This is a genomic window from Paenibacillus sp. FSL R5-0713 (genome assembly GCF_037973325.1).
Taxonomy (GTDB): domain Bacteria; phylum Bacillota; class Bacilli; order Paenibacillales; family Paenibacillaceae; genus Paenibacillus.
The window spans coordinates 4,150,376-4,171,358 of sequence record NZ_CP150229.1 but is presented as its reverse complement, the minus strand read 5'-3'; the positions used below and the strand labels follow the sequence as shown (position 1 = coordinate 4,171,358).

The following is a 20,983-nucleotide window of genomic DNA, read 5'->3' as shown; positions in this document are numbered from 1 at the left end:
CTACCATTTGGAATAAAAATAATAAGGAACAATGACACATAGCCCAGTCTCCAATAGTGGAGTGCTGGGCTATTTATCATATTAACGTGCGTTACGCTTTAACGGCTGCTCTGTATGCTTTTTCTGTATTCATGGCTTCTTGTGTTGCAGTCCAACGTGGCAGGCTTAATCTGAACATGCTGCCTTCAGGACTACTGGAGACAAGTGTCAGCTCACCGCCTTGTTCCCGAGCCAGTAGCCGGCTATAGGTTAATCCAAGACCCAGGCCGCGGTTACGACGTTTTTTGAGTTCTCCACGATAGAAGCGTTCGAAGATCTTAGGTTGATCCTCGGCCGCGATGCCAGTCCCGTTGTCCTTCACATCAACATGCAGCATCCGTTCTTCTGCACGTAGATAAATATCAAAGACAGCCTTTTGTTCAGGAGCTGTAGCATGAAGTGCGTTGTTGAGTAAATTGACAATAATCTGCTGAATGCGGAGAGCATCCCCCATGGTATAGAAGTTGGCTGGAGGGGCATGCAACTGAACCTCTGGCATTTTATCCTCATATGCAATCTTCCACTGATAGATAATCTCGCCGACCAACAGCTTCAGATCTGTCCGTTCCTTGCGAACGGCAACACTTCCTGCAGCCATGGCATTATAATCAAGCAGATCAGCGACCATACGCTCCATACGTTCGGATTCCTTCAAAGCGATATCCAAAAATTCTTTTCCTTCCTGTGGACTCACAACATCATCACGTACTGCCATTACGAGCCCCTTGATGGAAGTTACCGGTGTCTTGAGTTCATGACTTACCCCTGCCAGCGAAAGTGTGCGCCATTCTTCAAGTTGTTGGAGACGAGAGGCCATATCGCGGAATGAATTAACAAGTTCATTGATCTCACGCTCTCGTGTATTCAAGTCAAGACTCACATCATAATTGCCACCTCGAATCTGTTCAGCTGCATAGGCTACCTGACGAATAGGTCTGGATAACTTATTGGACAGGAGATAGATTGTGAACCATCCGCAGAGGATTAGTCCTCCGAGGATTAGAGCCACGAGCCATATGGTCTCTGGACCAAATGTAATGGATTGTTTGGACTGCATGACCCACACTTTACCCAAGGTTTGATCGCCCTCGGATATGTTGACCGTTACACCTGCATATTTGTTGTTTCGCGGTTCAAGATAGTCGTCTGATAGTCGATATTGTACATCTTTTTGCTCCATTTTAGGCTGGGAAAAAATCAATTGATTGTTGTTGTCCAAGATCATCACACAAAAATAATGATCTGTATTAAATAGTTTCTCTCGCTTGGTTACCAGTCTGTCCAGATCGGGTGGAACCCGTAGCATATTATTTTCACTGGTCACATGATCTGCGATCTCTAGACCCAGCAGTTCTGCAGTTTTGAGGCTTTTCTCAATGGAAGTTGTTCGAATCCAGTAGAGTGCCCCAGCCACAATAATTGTGAAACCAATACATAAAATCAGAAAATATCGCAGTGTCCAGTGTGACAGAATGGATATCGTTCGTTTCGGTTTCTTCTGTTTCAGTTGGCTATCCAAAATTGATACCCCATTCCTCGCAACGTCCGAATTTCTCCTGTCTCTGGCAACCAGTGGGAGAGGGCTTGACGCAGTCTTTTAATCGATAGATCCACAGCACGGTCACTGCCATCATAGTCCATCCCCCATACCTGTTCAATAAGGTGATCCCTGGTAAACGTACGATTCGGATAATCAGACAGGAAGAACAGTAATGAGAGGTCACGAGGTGTGAGTGCAACTTCTGCACCGTTCAGCAGCACCTGCTTGGCAGCAAGATCAATGACGAGATTTCCAAAGGAACGTTTCTCTTCGCCGCCTGAGGTCCAATGTGGATTACGGCGCAACACCGCATTCACTCTGGCGACCACTTCTTCCGGTACAAAAGGTTTGCTCATATAATCGTCAGCACCGGCATTCAATCCATTAAGACGGTCTGAAATGTCATCCAGTGCGGTTAGCATGATCACGGGACAAGCACTTTTTTCACGAATAATCCGCAGCAGATCCCATCCATCCATTCCTGGCAGCATCACATCAAGTAATACAAGGGAAGGCGTTACGGTATCAAAAAGGCTAAGTGCAGTCGGTCCATCTGCTGCATGATGAACTTCGAATTCTGCTTTTCTCAGATAAGCAGCCAGTACTCGTGCAATAGCTTGTTCATCCTCGACGATAAGTATGGATTTCAAGAAAAGCGTTCTCCTTTCATTTCATAAACTTGTACTGATTTTACATGAGCCAGAGCGTAAAGCCAATCCTGTATTACGGATTCGAAAAAATATGGGCTGTGTCTTTTCTTGACTTCTTCCTGACACATTCAATTGATATGATCCATTCAACAACCAACTTAAACAATGATGTACTGGAGGAAATAGAGATGAACAAGAAAGCAAAGGCATGGCTCATAACAGGTGTAGCGACTGTTGTCGTAATCGGTGGCGGTGGATACTATCTCAGCAATAGCTATTTGGGGAACAACGTGGAGATTGAGCAGGTGATTCCTGCGAGCACAGCGACTTCCACAACTACGGTAGACAGCACAGGAACGGCTGTAGCCAATGAAACTGCGGGAGCAGAGCAATTGAACGGAGACTGGAGCATTAGTGAAGGTTCCAAAGTATACTTCTCTGTAACTACTTCGCAGGAGACCGTTAACTTTGTGGACGAGCAGGTAACAGGCAATTGGACTATTAATGTAGACGATGCTGCTCAGATGAAAGCTGAAGGACAGATCGAGATGGATGGAATTGACTCCGGGAATGGACAGCGTGATGGTCACGTGAAGCAAGCTGATTTCTTCGACGTTGCTACATATCCGCAAGCTACATTTACAGCGACTTCATTTGAAGGGGTACCTGCAGAATGGCCTGTCGGTCAAACGGTTGATATCAAGATGACGGGTACTTTAACTGTTAGAGGTATTGAAAAAGAAGTCACTTTTGATGCAAAAGCGGCTTATGAGAATAACGAAGTTTTGTTGTCAGCGACATCGATGGTAACCTTCGAAGATTTCGGAATGGAAAATCCGCACTCGGTTGTGCTTTCGACAGAAAATGATATTCAGGTACAGCTTGAATTAAAACTCTCCAAATAAGTATAGCAACGATCATATACCTAAAAATCTGTTCTGCATCCGCATTCCGGTGCACGGACAGATTTTTTTGTTTCTTACAAAAAGTGTGATTCTTATAGCTCAAATGTAACTTTTACAGGATCATATTGTTAAAATAACTGCTGTTTCCTTTGGAAAATGCCGTGTTATCCACCGCTATTAAGCGCTTACAATGAGAAGGATTCATCACATTCATTGATCCATGCACAATCAAACACAAAAAGGGGGAGATCAAGAGTGAACAAAAGGTACATAAGTGGTTGTCTGGTCTTACTGATGCTGTTCTGTGATCTGGGACTGATGGTTCGTCCAGCGGCTGCGGAAGAAGCGAAAGTGAACGTGGCACTTAACAAGGCAGTTACGGTAAGTGAGGAAGATCTATTGAATGGGGGGCAAAAAGAAAAGGCGGTGGATGGCAATGGGAGTACTCACTGGAGTGCGAGCTCACCATCTTCTGAAAGCAATCCTCATTGGTTGACCATAGACCTAGGTTCGCCATATGAGCTTTCCGGAGCGGAGTTGACTTGGAAGGACAAAGACCAAGTTATAAAATATTTGATTGAAGTATCAACTGACGGAAGTAACTGGTCAACTTTAGTAGACAAAACGACTAACGAAACAAAACAGACTGTTGCCAGTGAGGAATTCCAGACCAATACATCGGTTCAGTATGTGAAGGTCACGATTCCGTACTATGCGGGACCAAATTGGTGGCCAGGGATATCCGAGATTAAAGTCTGGGGCGAAGAGGAAGAAATTGATCCGTCAACCATTACGGCCTATGATGCTATACAGGTCAAAACAGTGGCTGGGGTTGCTCCCGTTCTACCGACAAAAGTGACAGCGCAGTATCTGATCGAAAAGTCGGGTTCTGTTCCAGTGGAATGGAATAGTATCAGCCCTTCAGAGTACGCACATGCGGGCAGCTTTACCGTAACGGGTGAAGTATATGGAGCTCCTGTTCAACCGGAGGCCACTGTAATTGTTGAGGGATATCGTGAAGACTATGTTAGAGGTGTCGATATTTCCACATTGACTGCCATTGAGGACAAAGGCGGAAAATACGTGGACAGCAACGGAACAGAGCGTGATTTGCTCGATATTCTCAAGGATCGCGGTGTTAATTACGTGCGTCTTCGTCTGTGGAATGATCCACAGAAATCAGGGGGCTACAACGATAAGGAAGATGTCATTCGTTTGGCTACGCGGGTGAAGGAAAAAGGTATGAAAATCCTGTTGGACTTCCACTATTCGGATGAGTGGGCGCACCCGGGTCAGCAGCTTCGTCCCAAAGCTTGGGAAGGTCTTTCCCACGAAGAGTTGAAGCAAGCCGTATACAATTATACGGTTGAAGTTGTGGGAGAGATGAAAGCAAAGGGCGCCATGCCAGATATGGTGCAGATCGGTAATGAGATCAACAGTGGTGTTCTGAACGGCTTGAGCAGTGACGTCGATTTCGAGAAAAATGTTGCATTGCTGAAAAGTGGAATTGATGCTGTACGTGCAGTAGAAGGAGAGATCACCAATAACGCGGATAAGGTGAAGATCATGATCCATCTGGCTGAAGGCGGCAAGGCGGATATGTTCGACTGGTATTTCAGCGAGCTTGAGAAACGCGAACTCAAGTACGATATCATCGGACTTTCCTATTATCCATTCTGGCATGGGACATTTGCCGATGTGCAGAAGACCATGAATGAAGTGTCTAACAAGTTCCAAAAAGACGTGATTATTGCCGAGACATCCTATCCGTTTTCCTACAAAAACGGGGACGCTCATTGGAACATTATCGGGTCGGACGAAGCGCTTCATGTAGGGGGAGCAGACTTCCCCGCAACCGTTCAAGGTCAATATGATGCCATCGCCGGCATTATGGACATGATTGCAAATGTGCCGAATAACCATGGCGCAGGTTTCTTCTACTGGGAGCCAGCGTGGATTCCGGCCGGTGTAGGCTGGATTGCATCTGAAGGCAATGCATGGGAGAACCAAGCGATGTTTGACTACGATGAATTTCCGGCTAACGGCGGCCATTCGTATGAAGGCAGAGCATTATGGTCCCTTGATGTGTACAAACGCGGATTAAATCTTCTGCCGGCAGACCGCCAACAACTGGCTGCGGCGCTTGCACGAGCCGAATCATTAGTCGAGACTGATTTTATTCCTGAAAGCTGGGGTACTCTGGCTCCGGCAATCTCCTCAGCGAATGCAATATACCAACAGGCATACACGCCGGGTGGCGTGACTCAAGCAGATACAGATGCAGCGACAACGGCATTAGAACATGTGATGCAGCAAATGCAGGTTATCCCTCCGCAGCTTGACGAGCTTCGAGCCAAATTAGCAGAAGGGCGTACGTATCAGCAGGCTGATTGGTCTGCGGCCACTTGGGCGGTGTTGACCAAAGCGCTGGAAGGCGCTGAGCAGGTCTTGGATGATCCAAGAGCAACACAGACGGATGCGAATACAGCGGTTAAACGTTTAGATGATGCGATTCAAGGTCTATCCAATGTGGACAAAACACAACTGCACCAGTACATTCAACAAATGCAGCAGCAGAACGAATCTTCCTATACACGCCGGAGCTGGTCTGTATTGCAACAATCTTTGCAGGCAGCGATTCAGGTCCGAGATAATCAAGCTGTTGTCCAGTCTGAAGTGAATTCAGCACTGAGTACGTTGAAACAGGCCTTTACTAATCTGGTCTCTCTGGAGGCTCTCACAACGGGTAAAACGGCAACGGCTTCAAGCAGTGCAGGAACTGGAGGCAATCAAGCCAACTCACCTGAAGGTGCGATTGACAACAATCCAAACACTTCATGGGGAACAGATAATAGTATTGATCGCTGGTGGCAAGTGGATTTGGGACAGGTTGCTAACCTTCGCAAGATCGAGATGTCGATGTGGAGTGGCGGCATCAAATACAAGATTGAAGTGTCCAATGATAACCAAAATTTTGTGAAAGTAGTGGACACCACAAATGATGTGGTTGTATCGACCGCACCTAGCCATGTTCTTCCAGAAGGCACGGAGGGACGTTATATTCGCGTAACGATTACAGCAGGTCCTACATGGGTAGGATTCATGGAATTTGAAGCCTACGGTACGTTCCCGGCGGACAAATCTGCACTGCAAGTTACTGTAGATAACGCTGAGAAATTAAAACAAACGGATTACACGACTTCAAGCTGGAATGTATTCAGTAAGGCGCTTTCTGAAGCGAAGGCGTTCATGCTGGATGTTGAATCTTCAACGCAAGATGTAAGCAATGCGGATCGGTCGTTACAAGATGCTGTGAGTAAGCTTGTGCGTCAAGATAGCACACCTGGCCCTGGTCAGCCATCCCAACCAAGTGTACCTTCACAACCTTCCAACCCGGGCACAGCTCCTTCGACGGGTAATCCGGTTGTAACCCCACCCGTTGGATCGGGCACTGCACCAGAGAAGGGTTCAATAACAATAAAAGGAAAAGCAACCGGGGATGACAAGTATTCGATTCGTCCGGATGCATCCCAATTAACTCAGGCACTGCAGTCCACGGATGCAGGAAATCGTACATTGAAGTTGATTGCAGATGTTCCTAATACAGCCAACACAGTTACATTCCAATTGGCTGCAAGTCAATTGGCAGCATGGGTTCGTTCCGAGGAAGTAAAATCTCTGGATGTAGTCGTAGGACAGACTACCGTTCGTGTTCCTCTAAAATCACTGCAGCTAACCATTGCAGAGACTGCGGGAACGTTCGACATTGTAGTGGCAAAAGGATCAACAGATGCACTATCCACATCTCAAAAAGCAGCAATCGGTCATCATACGGTTGTTGATGTGAATTTATTAATGAACAATAAGCCAATATCATGGACAAACAGAGCTATTGAAGTTGCTCTATCAAGTGTAGAGCAGCCTAAGCTGAATGATGTGGTTATGATCGTACATTCCATATCTCCAAGTGGAGAAATGAAACCTGTTACGTATTCCAAGTACGATGACAAGACAAAAACGATGACGTTCAAACCGCTGGAATCCGGCAGTTTTGTCATAGCAGAAGTTGACGTGCCACTACATGATTTGCAAAATTATAATTGGGCTCTCCAAGAAGTGCAGAACCTCTACGGTAAGGGAATCATTACGGGGATGAGCGCAACTCGTTTTGCCCCGCAAGGTGAACTGACCAGAGCACAATTTTTGCAAATGATTATTAAAGGCATTGGTGATGCACGCCAGTCCGATGCATCCATTTCGCTCCCAACGGATGTGAAGGAAGAGCAGTGGTATGCGGATTCAGTACGACTTGGCATTGAAATGAACATTATTCAAGGCCGAGCGGATGGAAGCTTCGGGGCCAACGAACGCATTTCACGAGAAGATATGGCCGTTATGCTGAATAGAGCTCTTCAAGTTGTGCAGCGTGAGCATGCGACCCATTCTGTACAAGGAAATATGGTGTTTGCAGACAACGACGAGATCGCGCCATACGCCAAAGAGGCTGTAGACTTGATGCAGCAACTTGGACTGCTGAATGGCATGCCTGATGGCACGTTTGCTCCGAAAGAAACGGCGAACCGTGCACAAGGGGCTGTTGCGGTAGCCAGATTGATGGAACGACTGTATTAGAAAATAACAAAGCAGGTAAGGAGATCGAATCAACGGATTCGGTCTCTTTGTTTTGCGGAAAAGAAGAGGTTTAGAACTTAATGCTTTTCGCCACATAGGCATATGAATCATTTGTTAATGTCGTATTGACAATATCAAATTCATTTGTTATCATTTCAATAATATCAAAACGACAATATTAAGAAATGAGGAATGAGCCATGTTTGGATTCCGATTTGCGAAGTTTCAACCCAGTGAATATGTCATGAAGGTGAAAAATGGTAAGGTACAACGTCAAGGCGTGGGATTGTCCTTCTATTATTATGAGCCGACCACATCGGTAGTGGTGCTGCCCGTGTCCTCGGTGGATGTACCATTCATGTTCGAAGAGATTACGGCGGACTATCAGACTGTTACAGTGCAGGGACAACTGAGCTATCGCATTGTAGATTATTTGAAAATAACCCAGAGCCTGAATTACACGTACAATTTGCGCAAGAATCGGTATATTTCCGACGACCCCGGCAAACTGGACCAACGGGTGATTACCACAGCGAAAGTACTAACCAAGAAATATCTGGAGAAAATGCCGTTGAAGGAGGCCATTCAATCCAGTGAACGGCTGGCAAGCAGCATGAAACGCGAAGTTGTGCAGAGTGAAGAGTTGGAGAAACTGGGCGTTGAGCTGATGAGCCTATCCATCCTGGCCATTTTGCCCAATAAAGAGACGATGCGTGCATTGGAAGCACAAGCGCGGGAAGAGATTTTGCGTCAGGCTGATGAAGCGCTGTACGTTCGTCGCAATGCATCAATTGAACAGGAACGCCGAGTGAAAGAGAACGAACTGAACACCGAAATTGCCGTGGAGACAAAGAAACAGCAAATTCGTGAGACCCAATTGCATGCAGAACGGTCGGTGAAACAGAAACAAAACGAGATGGAGCAAGAACAGCTTCAGTTCAATACAGTGATGGAAGAACGCAAGCAGCAGTTAATTGAATTAACCATTGCCAATCACAATGCGGAAGCCGATGCCAAAGCGTATGAGATCGCTGCCGTGATGAATTCGTTGCAACATGTACAGCCGAGTGTACTGCAAGCGATGGCAAACATGGGCATGAATTCCGATAAGCTGATCGCACTCGCATTCCAGGAACTGGCTGAAAATGCAGGCAAGATTGGACAGCTTAATATCTCGCCGGATCTGTTGCAGGGGTTGATGTCTCCCGCGCCGGGCAGAGATCAGGGAGGTAGAGGGCGATGAGATTAGGAAGAAGAGAGCAGACAGAGCAAGCAGGGAAATCAGTACGTCATCAGGCTGCGCCGGACGATCGAATGAGCGAACACAAGCTCATTCTCGTTAAGCGTCGGACCCGACTGGAAGAGTTGGTGGTTCGATATAACACGGTGCAGCAAGCTCAGTTTTATATTGAACGTCTGGGCGCCGACTTCAGTGATTATATGGAGGAAGACCGTCGTTATCGGTTATCTGTGCAGCAGGCGCAGCAGCAACTGGGGCAATTGGGCCGTGTACAGACCATTGATCGGGAACATGTGCCGAACTTTATTTTTGGAGAGCAGGATATCGTGGTTGTGGTTGGACAGGATGGACTTGTAGCCAATACTCTCAAATACGTAACCGAGCAGCCACTCATTGGCGTGAACCCGGACCCAATGCGATGGGACGGGGTGTTATTACCTTTTACTGTGGAGGATCTAAGTTTCATTGTCCCGGATGTCATTCGAAAACAACGAACGTTGAAAGAAGTCACACTCGCCAAAGTGGAACTCAATGATGGACAGTATCTATATGGTGTCAACGATCTGTTCATTGGTCGGAAGACACATGTATCGGCACGTTATGAAGTGCGTTTGGGTACATCCGTAGAACAACAATCCTCTAGCGGTATCATTGTATCTACAGGCATGGGATCGACAGGTTGGTTCAAAAGTGTGCTGGCCGGGGCTACCGGAATTGTAGGATCGGCGGCATGGCAGCACATGAATTCGGAAGAAGCGGTTGCTGCAGCATCCTCATCCATTCATGGAAGCAGGCAGGAGCTGAATCATTTTAACTGGGATGCGCCGTACTTGTATTTCTCAGTACGTGAACCTTTTCCAAGCCGAACGACTGCGGCCAACCTGGTGTTTGGACAGATCCATTCGAAGCAACCATTGCACATTGTATCCCAGATGCCGGAGGATGGAGTTATTTTCAGCGACGGGGTGGAGCAGGACTTTCTTGAGTTCAACTCAGGGGTGGAGGCTATCATTGGTTTGGCAGAGAGAAGGGGGCGTCTCGTAGTCTGACCCTTTATTTCCAAGCCGTTTCCAACTAAAATGGGTAACTAGGTGTGATACATTGACGTCAGGAAACGGGAAGAGGGTTAACGATGCAATCGATATTGTTGGTTGAAGATGATGCCAAGCTTGCAGGATTGCTGGCGGCTTATCTGAGCCGAAATGGATTCCAGGTACAGGTCACCGGCGATTTTCGTCATGTATTGGATGAGTTCGTGAAGATGGAACCGGATCTTGTGCTGATGGATGTGAACCTGCCTCAATATGATGGCTACTATTGGTGCAGACAGATACGTACACATTCCATATGTCCCATTCTATTCATATCCGCTCGGGATAGCGGCATGGATCAGATTATGGCATTGGAACATGGAGCGGATGATTATATTACAAAACCTTTTCAATATGAAGTTGTGCTTGCCAAAGTCCGCAGTCAGCTGCGCAGAGCCTATGGTTCTTACGCTGCTGTGCAGCAGGAAGTGAAAGTGAATAACGGTCCCATGATTCTCTATCCTGAGCGATTCGTATTGGAATATGATGAACGCTCTACAGAACTGACTCAGAAGGAAGCGATACTGGTGCAAGCGCTGATGGTGAAGGCAGGTCGAGTGGTCAGCCGGGAAAAATTGCTAGAACAGATGTGGGAAGATCAGCATTTTATTGATGATAATACGTTGAATGTCTATATTACACGTGTACGTCGGAAGTTGAAGGAACTGGGAGCAGAAGAGATTTTGGAGACGGTTCGCGGAGCAGGTTATCGCGTGTTGGATCTGGGCGCTTCTGCACAAGGACAAGGGAAATGAAACTTTTTCTGAAAGACCACCAGATGTTAGTTGGATTTTATGTGCTGCAGATGCTGCTTGTTCCGTGTGTATATTGGCTCTCTGGTGAAGATCGCCCGATGAAAATTATCCTCTATGGCATGCTGATTAGTACCGTTGTGTTACTGGTATATCTGGTCGTACGTTACTTCCAGCTACGAGCGTATTATCATCTACTTCAACAACCACGTAAATGGGTAAACGAGTCTTTTCAGACCCTTGGAAATTCGGTTGTAGCTGAGGCTATCCAGGAATTGTTACACGAACTGGAGCGTAATCGGCAGAACGAGATGGGTCAGTTACGTACTAGCAAGGAACAGCAGGTGGTATTTATGAATCGCTGGGTTCATCAGATGAAGACACCGTTGTCTATTATCCAACTGACCTTGGAAGACGTGGAAGATGAGACGGCTGGCAGCATTCAGGATGAGCTGGATAAAATGCGTAAAGGACTTGAAATGGTCTTACATTCATCCCGGCTTGAACAGTTCGAAGGAGATTTTCGTGTGGAGCTGCTGTCTCTGCAAGAGGTACTTCGGAGCAGCATTGCAGAGAACCGACGTTTGTTTATACGCAGAGGTATTAAGCCGGATATCCGCATGGAGGAAGATCTTAAGATCTATAGTGATTCCAAGTGGCTGCGGTTCATGTTCACCCAGATCCTGACCAATGCGGTGAACTATTCCGATAGCAAATCAGGCAAAAAAGTGATCATTACCGGCTATAAACAGGAAGAGCGTACAATCCTGGATATTCAGGATGAGGGAATCGGCATCTCGTCCGAGGATATTCATCGTGTGTTCAATCCCTATTTTACAGGTGAACGGGGCAGGCAATACCATGAATCTACGGGAATGGGATTATATCTGGTTCGTGAGATTAGTGCACGCCTGGATAACCGGGTAGAGTTGTTTTCAGAGCTGAATAAGGGAACATTGGTTAGATTCAGCTGGGTTCATACGAAAGTTCCGCAGTAAAGAGCGCTTTGCCCACAGCCGTGGGTGAGGTGTTTTTTTTATGGATACCAAAAGTTATGGAGGCAGGGGAACAGAACCTTAAACGTACTGTAAGGAAAGTTTAAGGTAATTCGATAGCACCGTTACGGAAGGTCAGTTAGGATAAGAATAGGATTAACATATAAAGAGTAATAGATTCGGAGGGGAATACACATGGAAATGTTACAAGTATCAGCACTAAGCAAAGTATATCAGGGCAAAGTGCAGACTCAAGCCCTTAGTGATATTCATCTGACAATCAAGCAAGGTGAGTTTGTGGGCATTATGGGCCCGTCCGGCAGTGGCAAAACCACATTGTTAAACATGGTCTCTACCATTGATGAACCCAGCTCAGGCAAGGTGCTGATTAATGGCATGAACCCGTTTGATATGAAAAAGAAAGAACTTGCCATGTTCCGGCGTCGGGAACTCGGGTTTGTCTTTCAGGATTTCAATCTGTTGGACACGCTGACGGTTGCCGAGAATATTGTACTTCCATTGACACTGGACAAGGTCAAACTGAAGGAGATGGAGAGTAGACTACAGCGCATTACAACCAAGCTTGGGATTGATCATATTCTGGATAAACGAGTGTACGAAATCTCGGGCGGTCAACGACAGCGCACAGCCATTGCGAGATCCATGATCAATATGCCTTCAATTGTATTGGCGGATGAACCTACGGGCGCATTGGATTCTACTTCATCTCAGGCTGTCATGGAGTCGCTTGAACAGATTAATCAGCAGGAGAAAACGACCATTATGCTGGTGACACACGATCCCCTTGCAGCAAGTTATTGCAATCGAATCGTATTCATCAAGGACGGGAAACTGGCAGCGGAGGTACACCGCGGAGATAATCGGCAGACGTTCTTCCAGCGGATCATTGATACGTTATCCTTCTGGGGAGGGAATTCACATGAGCTTTCCTCAGTTCGCGTTTAATAACATTCGCCGCAATGGGCGAGCGTATATTGCTTTTTTTCTAAGCAGTGTGTTTATGGTCATGATTTTCTTCGCTTATGCAGTGTTCATCTATCATCCGTATGTGACAGAGTTGCCGATGGGTGACACAACTGCTATGGGGATGCAGGTGGCTTCGATCATTGTATATGTGTTTGCATTTTTCTTTGTCATGTATTCCATCAGTGCTTTTCTCAAATCACGGAACAAGGAGTTTGGCATTCTAACCATACTTGGTGCGGAGCCTGGACAGATTCGGAAATTAATTATATTGGAAAATATGTTGATCGGCTGTCTTTCCATTATTGCGGGTATCGGCGGAGGCATGTTGTTGTCGAAGCTGTTCCTGATGTTAACCACTCGTTTTATCGGGATGGATGATCTGCCCTTCTATTTTCCGGTGAAAGCGATTCTGATTACGATCGGGGCATTTCTGTTATTATTTTTCTGCATTTCACTTTTCACATTGATATTTATCGGAAACAAACGGACGTTAGAGCTTTTGACAGGGACCAGCAAACCTAAAAAAGAACCCAAAGCTTCGTGGTTCTTCTCACTTCTGGGCCTGACATTACTTACAATCGGATTTGTAGTACTCCGCAGTAAATTGAGCGGCGGTACGATCTTACTCGCAGCAGTAACAGGCATCGCGGGGACGTATTTTTTCTACTCACAACTTTCCGTGCTCATTATACGGGTATTAAAGCGTAATCGTAAAACGGTATGGCATGGTACTCGTCTGTTATGGATCTCAGAGATGAGTTACAAAATGAAGGATAATGCTCGCATGCTCTTTATGGTGACCGTGGTCATTGCGATTGCTTCGATGAGTGCAGTTGTGATTTTGTCACTGGATCAAGAGAACCGGGAGCAATTTACCAATAACGATTTTGCAATCCAGTACAATGTGTACACACCTACGGATCAAATGGATATGAGCGCTATTAATTCAGCACTTGAAGCCGCAGGCTTGGATTATCAGCAAATGTATCTAGAGTACTTCTGGTCGGATGCGGATCAGAGTGCTGTCTCGGTTATGCCACTTAGTCACTACAACCGATTCAATACAATTCTAGGAAAAGAGACATTCCAATTGGATTCAAATTCAGCATTGTTCGTAGATTCCCGGAATGAGAAGGATCAGGCTCAGATCGATCGCAACAGGTTTCGCAATTTTTCGGAAGGAGACACATTGACCTTGAATCTAGAAGCTGGCCCAATGCAAGCAAGAGTTACAGCTACAGATGTGGAGCCAAGGTTTGCAACCTTAATCTATTCAACAGGTGTAGTTGTCCTCCCGGATGAGAAGTTTGAAGAGATCACACAACAGGTCCATGAAAATAGGTTATCTGGCAAAGTTCTGTATCAGATTCCTGCCTGGGGTCATGCAGTACCTGACCGGCACTCCTCGGAAGCCATGGTTAGCGATCAGTTACTTTCGTCCGCAGATACCATTCGAAGCGATAATGCTTCGGATGAGAATTACTCCGGATATCTGAGTACACGGTACGGTGATTTTGAAAGATTTAGACAGGGGACAGCACTATTTACCTTCTTGGGCATATTTATTGGATTGATCTTCTCCATCTCTTCCGCAAGCTTTCTGTATTTCAGACTGCATACCGATCTTGAAGCGGATGGAAAGATGGTGCATTCTCTTTCGAAAATGGGTCTCAGTTTCCAGGAGATGAAACGATCATCCACCGTTCAGATTGCTATTCTGTTCTTTTTACCGATCGGGGTAGCTATCATTGAAACGTTGGTCGTGGTTAAGCCATTTCTTACTGAATTCGGTATTACCAATTATACGATGCCGGTGTTGACTGTATTTGGTGCCTTTGTACTTGCACAGACGTTTTATTTCATCGTTATACGTTCGAGATATATCGCTTCTCTGCGCAAAATGATGGTGTAACCATCTTAAAAACAAAGGGTCGTAAGGACCGACCATGATCTGTTCATTGCCTGCATTCCTTGATTCAGATCAAGGAAATGCGGGCTTTCTTGCGATAAGATGAACGTATTCACAGATTATATTATTGAGGAGGAAGATTAATCATGAATATTACGTCATTGCAAGAAGTCAAAACATTCAGCGAGGATCGTTTTACGAAACGGGTATTATTCCAACAGGGTGGGGGAGTGACCTTTGTCCTTCATTTTCTGCCAGGACAAGAGCTTCCCGTCCATCAACATCCGGGCACAGACGTTATTCTGCTGGTGGTCGAAGGCACAGGCACACTTATTCTGGATGGTGAAGAACAAGTGGTGAATCAAGAGGATGTAATCCATTGCGGCGGCGAGGTAGAGTTCGCATTCCGTAATACAGGAGAACAGGAAGTTCGTTTGTTCGTGGTGTTAAATAAAGTACCAGCAGCATCGTATGCAAAGGACATCTAAGAGTTATTATCAAGGAATAGATACAATGATTCACTGATCGCCACGAATATAAGGGGGAACTCTATTCTGGAGTTTCCTTATTTATTTTTTTATCCAAAAATCACTGCATGTGTCCGACAAGGCCATTTCGTAGGAGACGATCCAGTGCAAGTCAATCCTTCGCAAAACAAAAAGCATACCTGGGTCTGAGAGAACATCAGATATCAGGTATGCTTTTTCATATTCCGTCAGCAACTTGTTCATTCATCCGGTCTATAGTCATTCGACCTAGAAGTATCCCAGCATTTCCTTGGCTTCATTCGACATCCGCTGTGGAGACCACTGTGGCTCCCACACGACTTGAACATCAATATCAGTCTTGCCCGTATTTTCCTGCAAAACCCACTTCACCGCACCAACGATGGTATCGTGCAGCGGACAACCTGGTGTAGTCAGTGTCATCCGCACATGTACTCGTTCAGGTTCTTCTCTTACTTCATACACCAGACCCAAGTCAACGATATTGACACCTAATTCAGGGTCATACACTTCCTTGAGACATTCGAGTAAATGCGTCGTTTGTTCCACCTTTTCCACGCTCCGATCGATTTTATAATTTTAACGTCTGAATACCAAAGCAATATTTGCGATATAAACGATGGAGACAAGAGACAAAATCGTTCCACCAACCATCATGACCTCCGCCAGATTAATCAGAATTCCACTAACAAGCAGCAGGCTTCCAGCCACCATGGCGAGCATACCCCAATTGACATACCGTTCACTCAGCATACCTGCCATCAGCGGTGTTCCGGGTCTGCCTGCCTGCTTGCCATATTTGTGGGTCCACCACAGAAAAGGCACGATTTTGGAGGCATAGCCAAGTATGGTGAGAGACACCCAGCCCCCGAGATATATCCATCCAGACAACAGAACAACACGTGGATGGAGCAGCAGTTCAGTCCCTTGTGCGGAATAGATCAGTAGGGCGACAGCATATGCGGCAAATGCACGGCTTACATACGCAGACCAGCGAATGCCTGGACCTGGGTTGCTTTTGTGTCGTTTCTCCTGAATTTGCTCCAAGTGATACACATAGACGAGTACGGCTGCGGTAAGGAGAAGTAGCGCGAACCAGAGCCAACCTCCCTTGAGCCCAGTGAGAAATGCAACAACGCCTGTGATTACGGCTGCGTTCCACAGAACCAGGACCACTTTCTGTAATCGAATGGAATAATTGTGGGACAGGTAGAACATGGGCAGCATTTTGTAACTGAAACCGGTAATTAACATGCCAAACCAACCGAGTGTACCCATCCAGATGTGTGCGCCGAACAAGCGTTCATGCAAGCCATTCCAATCACCAAAGGCAAAATTCAGACCCATCAGCATACCGGACAACCCGGTAAGAACCAGATAAAGACAGGAACAAGCTGCGCTGATCGTTACCGGATTCCATTGTGAAGCCCGGAAGAGGGTAATAGCCATATTCCATCCGAACAACAGAATGCCAGAGAGCGCGAGTGCAGCAGAACCGGCAATCCAGATGACATCAGCATGAATGAAGCCATATAACATGCCCAAGATACCGATACTGAACAAGAAATAATGACAATAACCGAGAAACAGACTATAGATATTGGATTGCAAAATAACATGTATCAACTGATATACGGCACCCATAGCCAGCATCGTTGCCCATCCAAGCACAAACAAATGAGCATGAAACCAGCCTTCGGGTCCTCTGAGTTCATCACCAAGCCAGCCTGTCAGCGAGAGCAGGGAGAAGACATGATACATTACAAATCCAAAGATGCCCGTGATGATAAAAAGAAACGGCAACCTGGACATGGCTTTCGCCTCCTTACCCTTTTTCAATTCTCACTTTGGCTGTGCCATCGGTTTGATCTTCAACCGTGTAGGTGCAACCGAGATTATTCAACTCTTCAATCAGGAATACAGGTACACGGTCATTGTGGATCAGCACGACTTCCCCAGACTTGCAACGATCCAGAGCTGCGAGTGTTCTCACCATGGGTTGTGGCGGTTCCAATCCGCGATTGTCCAGTATAATGGTGGGAGCCTGTAGAAATTCTAGGTTTTTAAATGCAGCAGGTTGCTCCTCTGGATGTCCATGGCATGAAGCTGATTCTTCATCTGAATCAGGTTCTAAATTAACTTCTGATCCAGATAAAACCATTGCAGAAATTGCCTTTGCACCGGTTTTATTTTTTTTGTGCACAAACGTGGTGACCCAGTGATCTGAAGCCTTTCGTTCCGATGTGCTGGAGTATCCTTTCAGCTTGAGAATACCGAGCAGAGGTGTTGGCTTGAACGGAGCGTGTAGTACAAACACATCGTCACGCTGAAGACCTTTGACCGTGTCCATAATCAGCTGAAACGGCTCCACCTTGTTACTCAGATGAGGACGCACATCCAATTCAACAACATGAACATCAGATGGATACATGTGCGTTCACATCCAATCCTGCTCCAGTTCCAGCCGTCTGCTGTACTAACTGTAGAGATGATTCATACAGGCCGGCCATCCCACCGTACAGTGCATAGAAGAATGAATCCGGCGCATTGAGGGAGAAGGACAGATAAGATTTGGGGTCTATGCTGAGCATCTGTTCAAATAGTCTTGCACTGTCATAGGCGTAAAAACAGAAATGAGTATATTCGAACACTGGCATTTTTTCGTAAATGGTAATAATCTCTTGCGCATATTCGGCCTGTTCACGCTGTGCCATCTTCACCATGGTTATGGCATCTTCCAGCCGTAGCGTGATGCGAAGTGTAGTATCATCAATGATTTCAACGTGTGCCATCGCGGTTCAGCTCCAATCTATAGTTTGCTGATTTTGACCTGGAAGGTTGTAGGGCCCTGCTCAATATATTCCCAGTTGAAACCATCCGGATGTGTGGACTGGAACTGGAATCGAAGTGGCTTTGGATCGTGATCGTTAATGAGCAGCATGGATTCCTGTGGTCGCAACTGATCAAACGTTTCGAAAATCACTTTATGTTTCAAATGCGGTGCATACTCCGTGGCATTAATGGTTGCTGTGTATGTGTTCATGTGTCATTCCTCCAATTAGGGTTAGTTTGGTGTTGCAATTTGATTATAGGAAATGTGAAGAGGGATCTGTGTGAGCCTGCTCACATATTTGTAATGTCATTGTCTCGCCTTAATATGACTGAATTCTGCATACACAAAGAGACCTTAACGTGGGTTACGGGCGCTAAGGTCGTTTTGTGTAAACACAGTTTTATTGTTAGAGTGTGGGCCAAAAATAAAGTAGCCTGGGTGCAGGGAGATCAAGTATCCCTTTGCTGCTTCAAAGCTTGCAAATCATGAATGATAATCCGGTTGCGATCTACTTCGAGCAGATTCTCTTTTGTAAGCTGGTTCAAAAGCCGATTTGCTGTTTCCCTGGTTGTACCAATGGAATTGGCAAACTCCTGATGGGTCATGGGCAGATTGATGACAATATGTTCTTCATGTTTGTGTCCGTGCTGCTCTGCGAGCATGAGAAGGAAGGAAAGCACACGATTGCGTACATCCTGACCAGAGAGCACCTGCAACTTATCCTGCAATTCTCGTATTTTATCACCGAGCACACGCATAATTTTGATCGCAATGGAGGGTGTACTCAACATTAATCGTTCGAAAAGCCGCACAGGTATGGCAAGTAGCTCGGTAGGGGTAATTGCTTCCGCAGTAGCCGGGTAGGGGTGCGCGTTAAAAAAACCGGTGTGTGGGAACATATCTCCTGTTTTGAGGAAAGAGACGATCTGTTCATGCCCGTTCTCATCGGTTTTGTAGGCCTTTACAATGCCGGTACGTATGAAAAAAACAGCTTCTTTTTCGCTTCCTTCGCTGAAAATAACCGATTTCTTCTGAATGCTTCTGGAAATGGCGATGTCTTCGACTTGCTTTAATTCCTCGGGGCTAAGATCCTGGAAGATGGGGAACTGTTGCAGAAACTCCGCTGTGGTATCTTTGTTTACCCTACTCATGAGAATCTCTCCTCTCTGTGCTCATATTTCTGAACTACGACATCATTTTATCATAGCGTGATTTTTAAACACATCAGGTGATATAGATCACCGTAAAGCCACATCACTGTTTTTGATTGTTCAACCAGGGTTAATGGAATGATAGAAGCTAGAATATGATTGAACAAGAGAGGGGTCGACCCGGATGTGGACTGCATTCATGTGGGGCGGCATCTCTGCCTCCGCGGTAGTCATTGGCGCACTCGCAGCATTGTTTGTGAAGATTCCCAAACGAATCATCGGCTGGATCATGGCATTTGGAACAGGAACATTAATTGGTGCAGCAACCTTTGAACTTCTCGGAGATGCGCTGAATGATGGAGGTATTATACCCACAGCCATTGGATTTACAGCGGGGGCTGTTGTGTATACGCTGTTTGACCTGCTCGTTTCTGCAAAGGGAGGGGCAGGGCGTAAACGTTCGGCAAAGTCGGGAGACTCCAATCAAAGCGGCCTTGGCATCTTTGCAGGAACGGTAATGGATGCGATCCCGGAATCCATCATGCTTGGAGCCAGCTTGCTGGCTGGCAACGGTGTCAGTGTAGTCCTGGTGGTATCGATCTTTGTCAGCAACATCCCTGAAGGTCTGTCCAGTACGGTTGGGCTACAGGGCAAGTACAGTCGCGGTAAAATCATGCTGATGTGGCTGAGTGTCCTTTTGATCTCTGCTCTTGCGGCACTGGGGGGCTATCTGTTTCTGGAGCAGCTTCCCAAAGAGATGGGTGCAGCGATTGGTGCATTTGCAGGTGGCGGAATTATTGCCATGATCTGCTCAACAATGATGCCGGAAGCCTTTGAAGAGGGCGGGCCTGTAGTGGGATTGATTGCATCCATGGGACTGCTTGTGTCGCTGTTGTTGGATATCTGAATGACAGGACCATACGAAAGAGTATCCGAACAGAAGCTCTCTGTTCGGATACTCTTTTTGGCATAAACAGACTGCTCGCACCTGCAAGCTTGCTTACCACGTTCATTGGCTTAACGCTGGCGGTTCAATTCTTTCCCTGAGCTGTTCCAATTGAAGAATAAGAATACAGTTCCCTGTAACCTGAAGAAGCCCCTGCGCTTGCATCATGGCGAGTTTACGACTAAGCGTCTCTGGTGTGATACCAAGTAATAGTGCCATATCTTTTTTGAAGACAGGCAAACGGATCTCATGCCTTGCATGATTTCGGTTGTGGAAGAACAGAAGCAGCTTGGCAATCTTTTGTTCCGTTGTCATGGCACTAAGCGAGCAGTTCCATTCATCGGTTTCACGCAGAAGGTTGGAAATGGCAAGCAGGAAATGATAAGCAAGCTTTGGATCATGTTCAAGTAACCGGTCAAAATCATGCTTGCCGATGGAGCAGATGGCTGAAGGCTCCAGAACTTCGGCGTTCGCGGCATGTGGTTTTTGGTGTAACAGGGAATCTTGTCCGAAGAAATCTCCAGGAAACAGAAACCGGATAATATGTTCTTTGCCATTTTCATTATATTTGGATAACTTTACACATCCCTGATGAATCACATAAAGCGTATCTGAGCGTTCGCCCTCCTGGACAACCATCTCACCTTTGTTATATCGGCGGGTATGCAGAAGGGAGCTCAGCAATGCAGCTTCGGATTCATCCAGATGCTGGAACAGAGATACTTTGGAGAAACAGGTATCCTTCGCTTCGTGCGCACAGATCATCATATAATCACCTCGAAATGTTCAGGATGGGTACAGCCATTA

19 protein-coding genes are annotated in these 20,983 nt (G+C 46.2%); 10 read left to right on the top strand and 9 right to left on the bottom strand.

Annotated elements, in window-relative coordinates; genetic code table 11:
- Positions 1–91 precede the first annotated feature (91 nt).
- On the bottom strand, positions 92–1,558 hold the full coding sequence (locus tag MKZ12_RS18490) for a HAMP domain-containing sensor histidine kinase (RefSeq protein WP_339256064.1): 1,467 nt from the start codon (positions 1,556–1,558) through the stop codon (positions 92–94).
- Positions 1,543–2,229 carry a response regulator transcription factor gene (locus tag MKZ12_RS18485; RefSeq protein WP_339256062.1) on the bottom strand — a complete coding sequence of 229 codons (687 nt, stop codon included), beginning with the start codon at positions 2,227–2,229 and terminating at the stop codon, positions 1,543–1,545. Before MKZ12_RS18485 ends, MKZ12_RS18490 begins: the two co-directional genes overlap by 16 nt.
- A 188-nt stretch (positions 2,230–2,417) precedes the next feature.
- On the opposite strand from MKZ12_RS18485, the gene MKZ12_RS18480 reads away from it, so the two are divergent.
- The 9 genes from MKZ12_RS18480 to MKZ12_RS18440 all read left to right on the top strand — a co-directional run bounded on the left by MKZ12_RS18480 (position 2,418) and on the right by MKZ12_RS18440 (position 15,228).
- Positions 2,418–3,134 (top strand): YceI family protein, encoded by a 717-nt coding sequence (locus MKZ12_RS18480; protein WP_339256060.1) that lies wholly within the window; start codon positions 2,418–2,420, stop codon positions 3,132–3,134.
- A 255-nt stretch (positions 3,135–3,389) separates the two neighbouring features.
- Positions 3,390–7,766: a glycosyl hydrolase 53 family protein gene (locus tag MKZ12_RS18475; protein ID WP_339256059.1), complete on the top strand. Its 4,377-nt coding sequence runs from the start codon at positions 3,390–3,392 to the stop codon at positions 7,764–7,766.
- Positions 7,767–7,965: 199 nt separating this feature from the next.
- Positions 7,966–9,009 carry an SPFH domain-containing protein gene (locus MKZ12_RS18470; protein ID WP_339256057.1) on the top strand — a complete coding sequence of 348 codons (1,044 nt, stop codon included), beginning with the start codon at positions 7,966–7,968 and terminating at the stop codon, positions 9,007–9,009.
- A 71-nt stretch (positions 9,010–9,080) separates the two neighbouring features.
- The gene (locus MKZ12_RS18465; RefSeq protein WP_339261465.1) at positions 9,081–10,055 is read left to right on the top strand and encodes a sugar kinase; all 975 of its coding nucleotides are present in this window, start codon (positions 9,081–9,083) and stop codon (positions 10,053–10,055) included.
- An 83-nt stretch (positions 10,056–10,138) separates the two neighbouring features.
- Complete coding sequence (locus tag MKZ12_RS18460; protein WP_339256056.1) at positions 10,139–10,852, top strand: response regulator transcription factor; 714 nt, start codon at positions 10,139–10,141, stop codon at positions 10,850–10,852.
- The gene (locus MKZ12_RS18455) at positions 10,849–11,847 is read left to right on the top strand and encodes a sensor histidine kinase (protein ID WP_339256054.1); all 999 of its coding nucleotides are present in this window, start codon (positions 10,849–10,851) and stop codon (positions 11,845–11,847) included. The genes MKZ12_RS18460 and MKZ12_RS18455 overlap by 4 nt, the downstream gene beginning before the upstream one ends.
- Positions 11,848–12,039: 192 nt before the next feature.
- Positions 12,040–12,810, top strand: a complete 771-nt coding sequence (locus MKZ12_RS18450; protein WP_339234990.1) for an ABC transporter ATP-binding protein — start codon at positions 12,040–12,042, stop codon at positions 12,808–12,810.
- A complete protein-coding gene (locus MKZ12_RS18445; RefSeq protein ID WP_339256053.1) occupies positions 12,785–14,743 on the top strand; it encodes an ABC transporter permease in 1,959 nt (652 codons plus the stop codon). Before MKZ12_RS18450 ends, MKZ12_RS18445 begins: the two co-directional genes overlap by 26 nt.
- A gap of 143 nt (positions 14,744–14,886) precedes the next feature.
- On the top strand, positions 14,887–15,228 hold the full coding sequence (locus MKZ12_RS18440; protein ID WP_339256052.1) for a cupin domain-containing protein: 342 nt from the start codon (positions 14,887–14,889) through the stop codon (positions 15,226–15,228).
- Positions 15,229–15,495: 267 nt separating this feature from the next.
- Here the strand turns inward: MKZ12_RS18440 and MKZ12_RS18435 are convergent, their stop codons facing one another.
- The 6 genes from MKZ12_RS18435 to MKZ12_RS18410 form a co-directional block, all read right to left on the bottom strand.
- Positions 15,496–15,795 carry a metal-sulfur cluster assembly factor gene (locus MKZ12_RS18435; protein WP_339234983.1) on the bottom strand — a complete coding sequence of 100 codons (300 nt, stop codon included), beginning with the start codon at positions 15,793–15,795 and terminating at the stop codon, positions 15,496–15,498.
- Positions 15,796–15,825: 30 nt separating this feature from the next.
- Positions 15,826–17,058: a hypothetical protein gene (locus MKZ12_RS18430; RefSeq protein ID WP_339256051.1), complete on the bottom strand. Its 1,233-nt coding sequence runs from the start codon at positions 17,056–17,058 to the stop codon at positions 15,826–15,828.
- Positions 17,059–17,071: 13 nt separating this feature from the next.
- Positions 17,072–17,677, bottom strand: a complete 606-nt coding sequence (locus MKZ12_RS18425) for a DUF2249 domain-containing protein (protein WP_339256049.1) — start codon at positions 17,675–17,677, stop codon at positions 17,072–17,074.
- On the bottom strand, positions 17,664–18,038 hold the full coding sequence (locus MKZ12_RS18420; RefSeq protein ID WP_339256047.1) for a hypothetical protein: 375 nt from the start codon (positions 18,036–18,038) through the stop codon (positions 17,664–17,666). The genes MKZ12_RS18425 and MKZ12_RS18420 overlap by 14 nt, the downstream gene beginning before the upstream one ends.
- A gap of 17 nt (positions 18,039–18,055) precedes the next feature.
- Positions 18,056–18,289, bottom strand: a complete 234-nt coding sequence (locus MKZ12_RS18415) for a DUF2249 domain-containing protein (RefSeq protein WP_339234973.1) — start codon at positions 18,287–18,289, stop codon at positions 18,056–18,058.
- Positions 18,290–18,528: 239 nt separating this feature from the next.
- On the bottom strand, positions 18,529–19,230 hold the full coding sequence (locus tag MKZ12_RS18410) for a Crp/Fnr family transcriptional regulator (RefSeq protein ID WP_339256045.1): 702 nt from the start codon (positions 19,228–19,230) through the stop codon (positions 18,529–18,531).
- A gap of 184 nt (positions 19,231–19,414) precedes the next feature.
- Here MKZ12_RS18410 and MKZ12_RS18405 point away from each other — a divergent pair, with 184 nt between their 5' ends.
- Positions 19,415–20,137 carry a ZIP family metal transporter gene (locus tag MKZ12_RS18405; protein WP_339234968.1) on the top strand — a complete coding sequence of 241 codons (723 nt, stop codon included), beginning with the start codon at positions 19,415–19,417 and terminating at the stop codon, positions 20,135–20,137.
- Positions 20,138–20,239: 102 nt separating this feature from the next.
- Here MKZ12_RS18405 and MKZ12_RS18400 read toward each other — a convergent pair whose 3' ends face one another.
- The gene (locus MKZ12_RS18400; protein WP_339256044.1) at positions 20,240–20,944 is read right to left on the bottom strand and encodes a Crp/Fnr family transcriptional regulator; all 705 of its coding nucleotides are present in this window, start codon (positions 20,942–20,944) and stop codon (positions 20,240–20,242) included.
- Positions 20,945–20,983: the final 39 nt, after the last annotated feature.

What these genes read in the sequence shown, in the direction of transcription:
- MKZ12_RS18460 (WP_339256056.1), top strand. Translation starts at nt 10,139, where the DNA reads ATGCAATCGATATTGTTGGTTGAAGATGATGCCAAGCTTGCAGGATTG.
- MKZ12_RS18420 (WP_339256047.1), bottom strand. Translation starts at nt 18,038, where the DNA reads ATGGCACACGTTGAAATCATTGATGATACTACACTTCGCATCACGCTA.
- MKZ12_RS18470 (WP_339256057.1), top strand. Translation starts at nt 7,966, where the DNA reads ATGTTTGGATTCCGATTTGCGAAGTTTCAACCCAGTGAATATGTCATG.
- MKZ12_RS18425 (WP_339256049.1), bottom strand. Translation starts at nt 17,677, where the DNA reads ATGTATCCATCTGATGTTCATGTTGTTGAATTGGATGTGCGTCCTCAT.
- MKZ12_RS18405 (WP_339234968.1), top strand. Translation starts at nt 19,415, where the DNA reads ATGTGGACTGCATTCATGTGGGGCGGCATCTCTGCCTCCGCGGTAGTC.
- MKZ12_RS18445 (WP_339256053.1), top strand. Translation starts at nt 12,785, where the DNA reads ATGAGCTTTCCTCAGTTCGCGTTTAATAACATTCGCCGCAATGGGCGA.
- MKZ12_RS18430 (WP_339256051.1), bottom strand. Translation starts at nt 17,058, where the DNA reads ATGTCCAGGTTGCCGTTTCTTTTTATCATCACGGGCATCTTTGGATTT.
- MKZ12_RS18440 (WP_339256052.1), top strand. Translation starts at nt 14,887, where the DNA reads ATGAATATTACGTCATTGCAAGAAGTCAAAACATTCAGCGAGGATCGT.
- MKZ12_RS18415 (WP_339234973.1), bottom strand. Translation starts at nt 18,289, where the DNA reads ATGAACACATACACAGCAACCATTAATGCCACGGAGTATGCACCGCAT.
- MKZ12_RS18400 (WP_339256044.1), bottom strand. Translation starts at nt 20,944, where the DNA reads ATGATGATCTGTGCGCACGAAGCGAAGGATACCTGTTTCTCCAAAGTA.
- MKZ12_RS18465 (WP_339261465.1), top strand. Translation starts at nt 9,081, where the DNA reads ATGAGCGAACACAAGCTCATTCTCGTTAAGCGTCGGACCCGACTGGAA.
- MKZ12_RS18455 (WP_339256054.1), top strand. Translation starts at nt 10,849, where the DNA reads ATGAAACTTTTTCTGAAAGACCACCAGATGTTAGTTGGATTTTATGTG.
- MKZ12_RS18410 (WP_339256045.1), bottom strand. Translation starts at nt 19,230, where the DNA reads ATGAGTAGGGTAAACAAAGATACCACAGCGGAGTTTCTGCAACAGTTC.
- MKZ12_RS18480 (WP_339256060.1), top strand. Translation starts at nt 2,418, where the DNA reads ATGAACAAGAAAGCAAAGGCATGGCTCATAACAGGTGTAGCGACTGTT.
- MKZ12_RS18450 (WP_339234990.1), top strand. Translation starts at nt 12,040, where the DNA reads ATGGAAATGTTACAAGTATCAGCACTAAGCAAAGTATATCAGGGCAAA.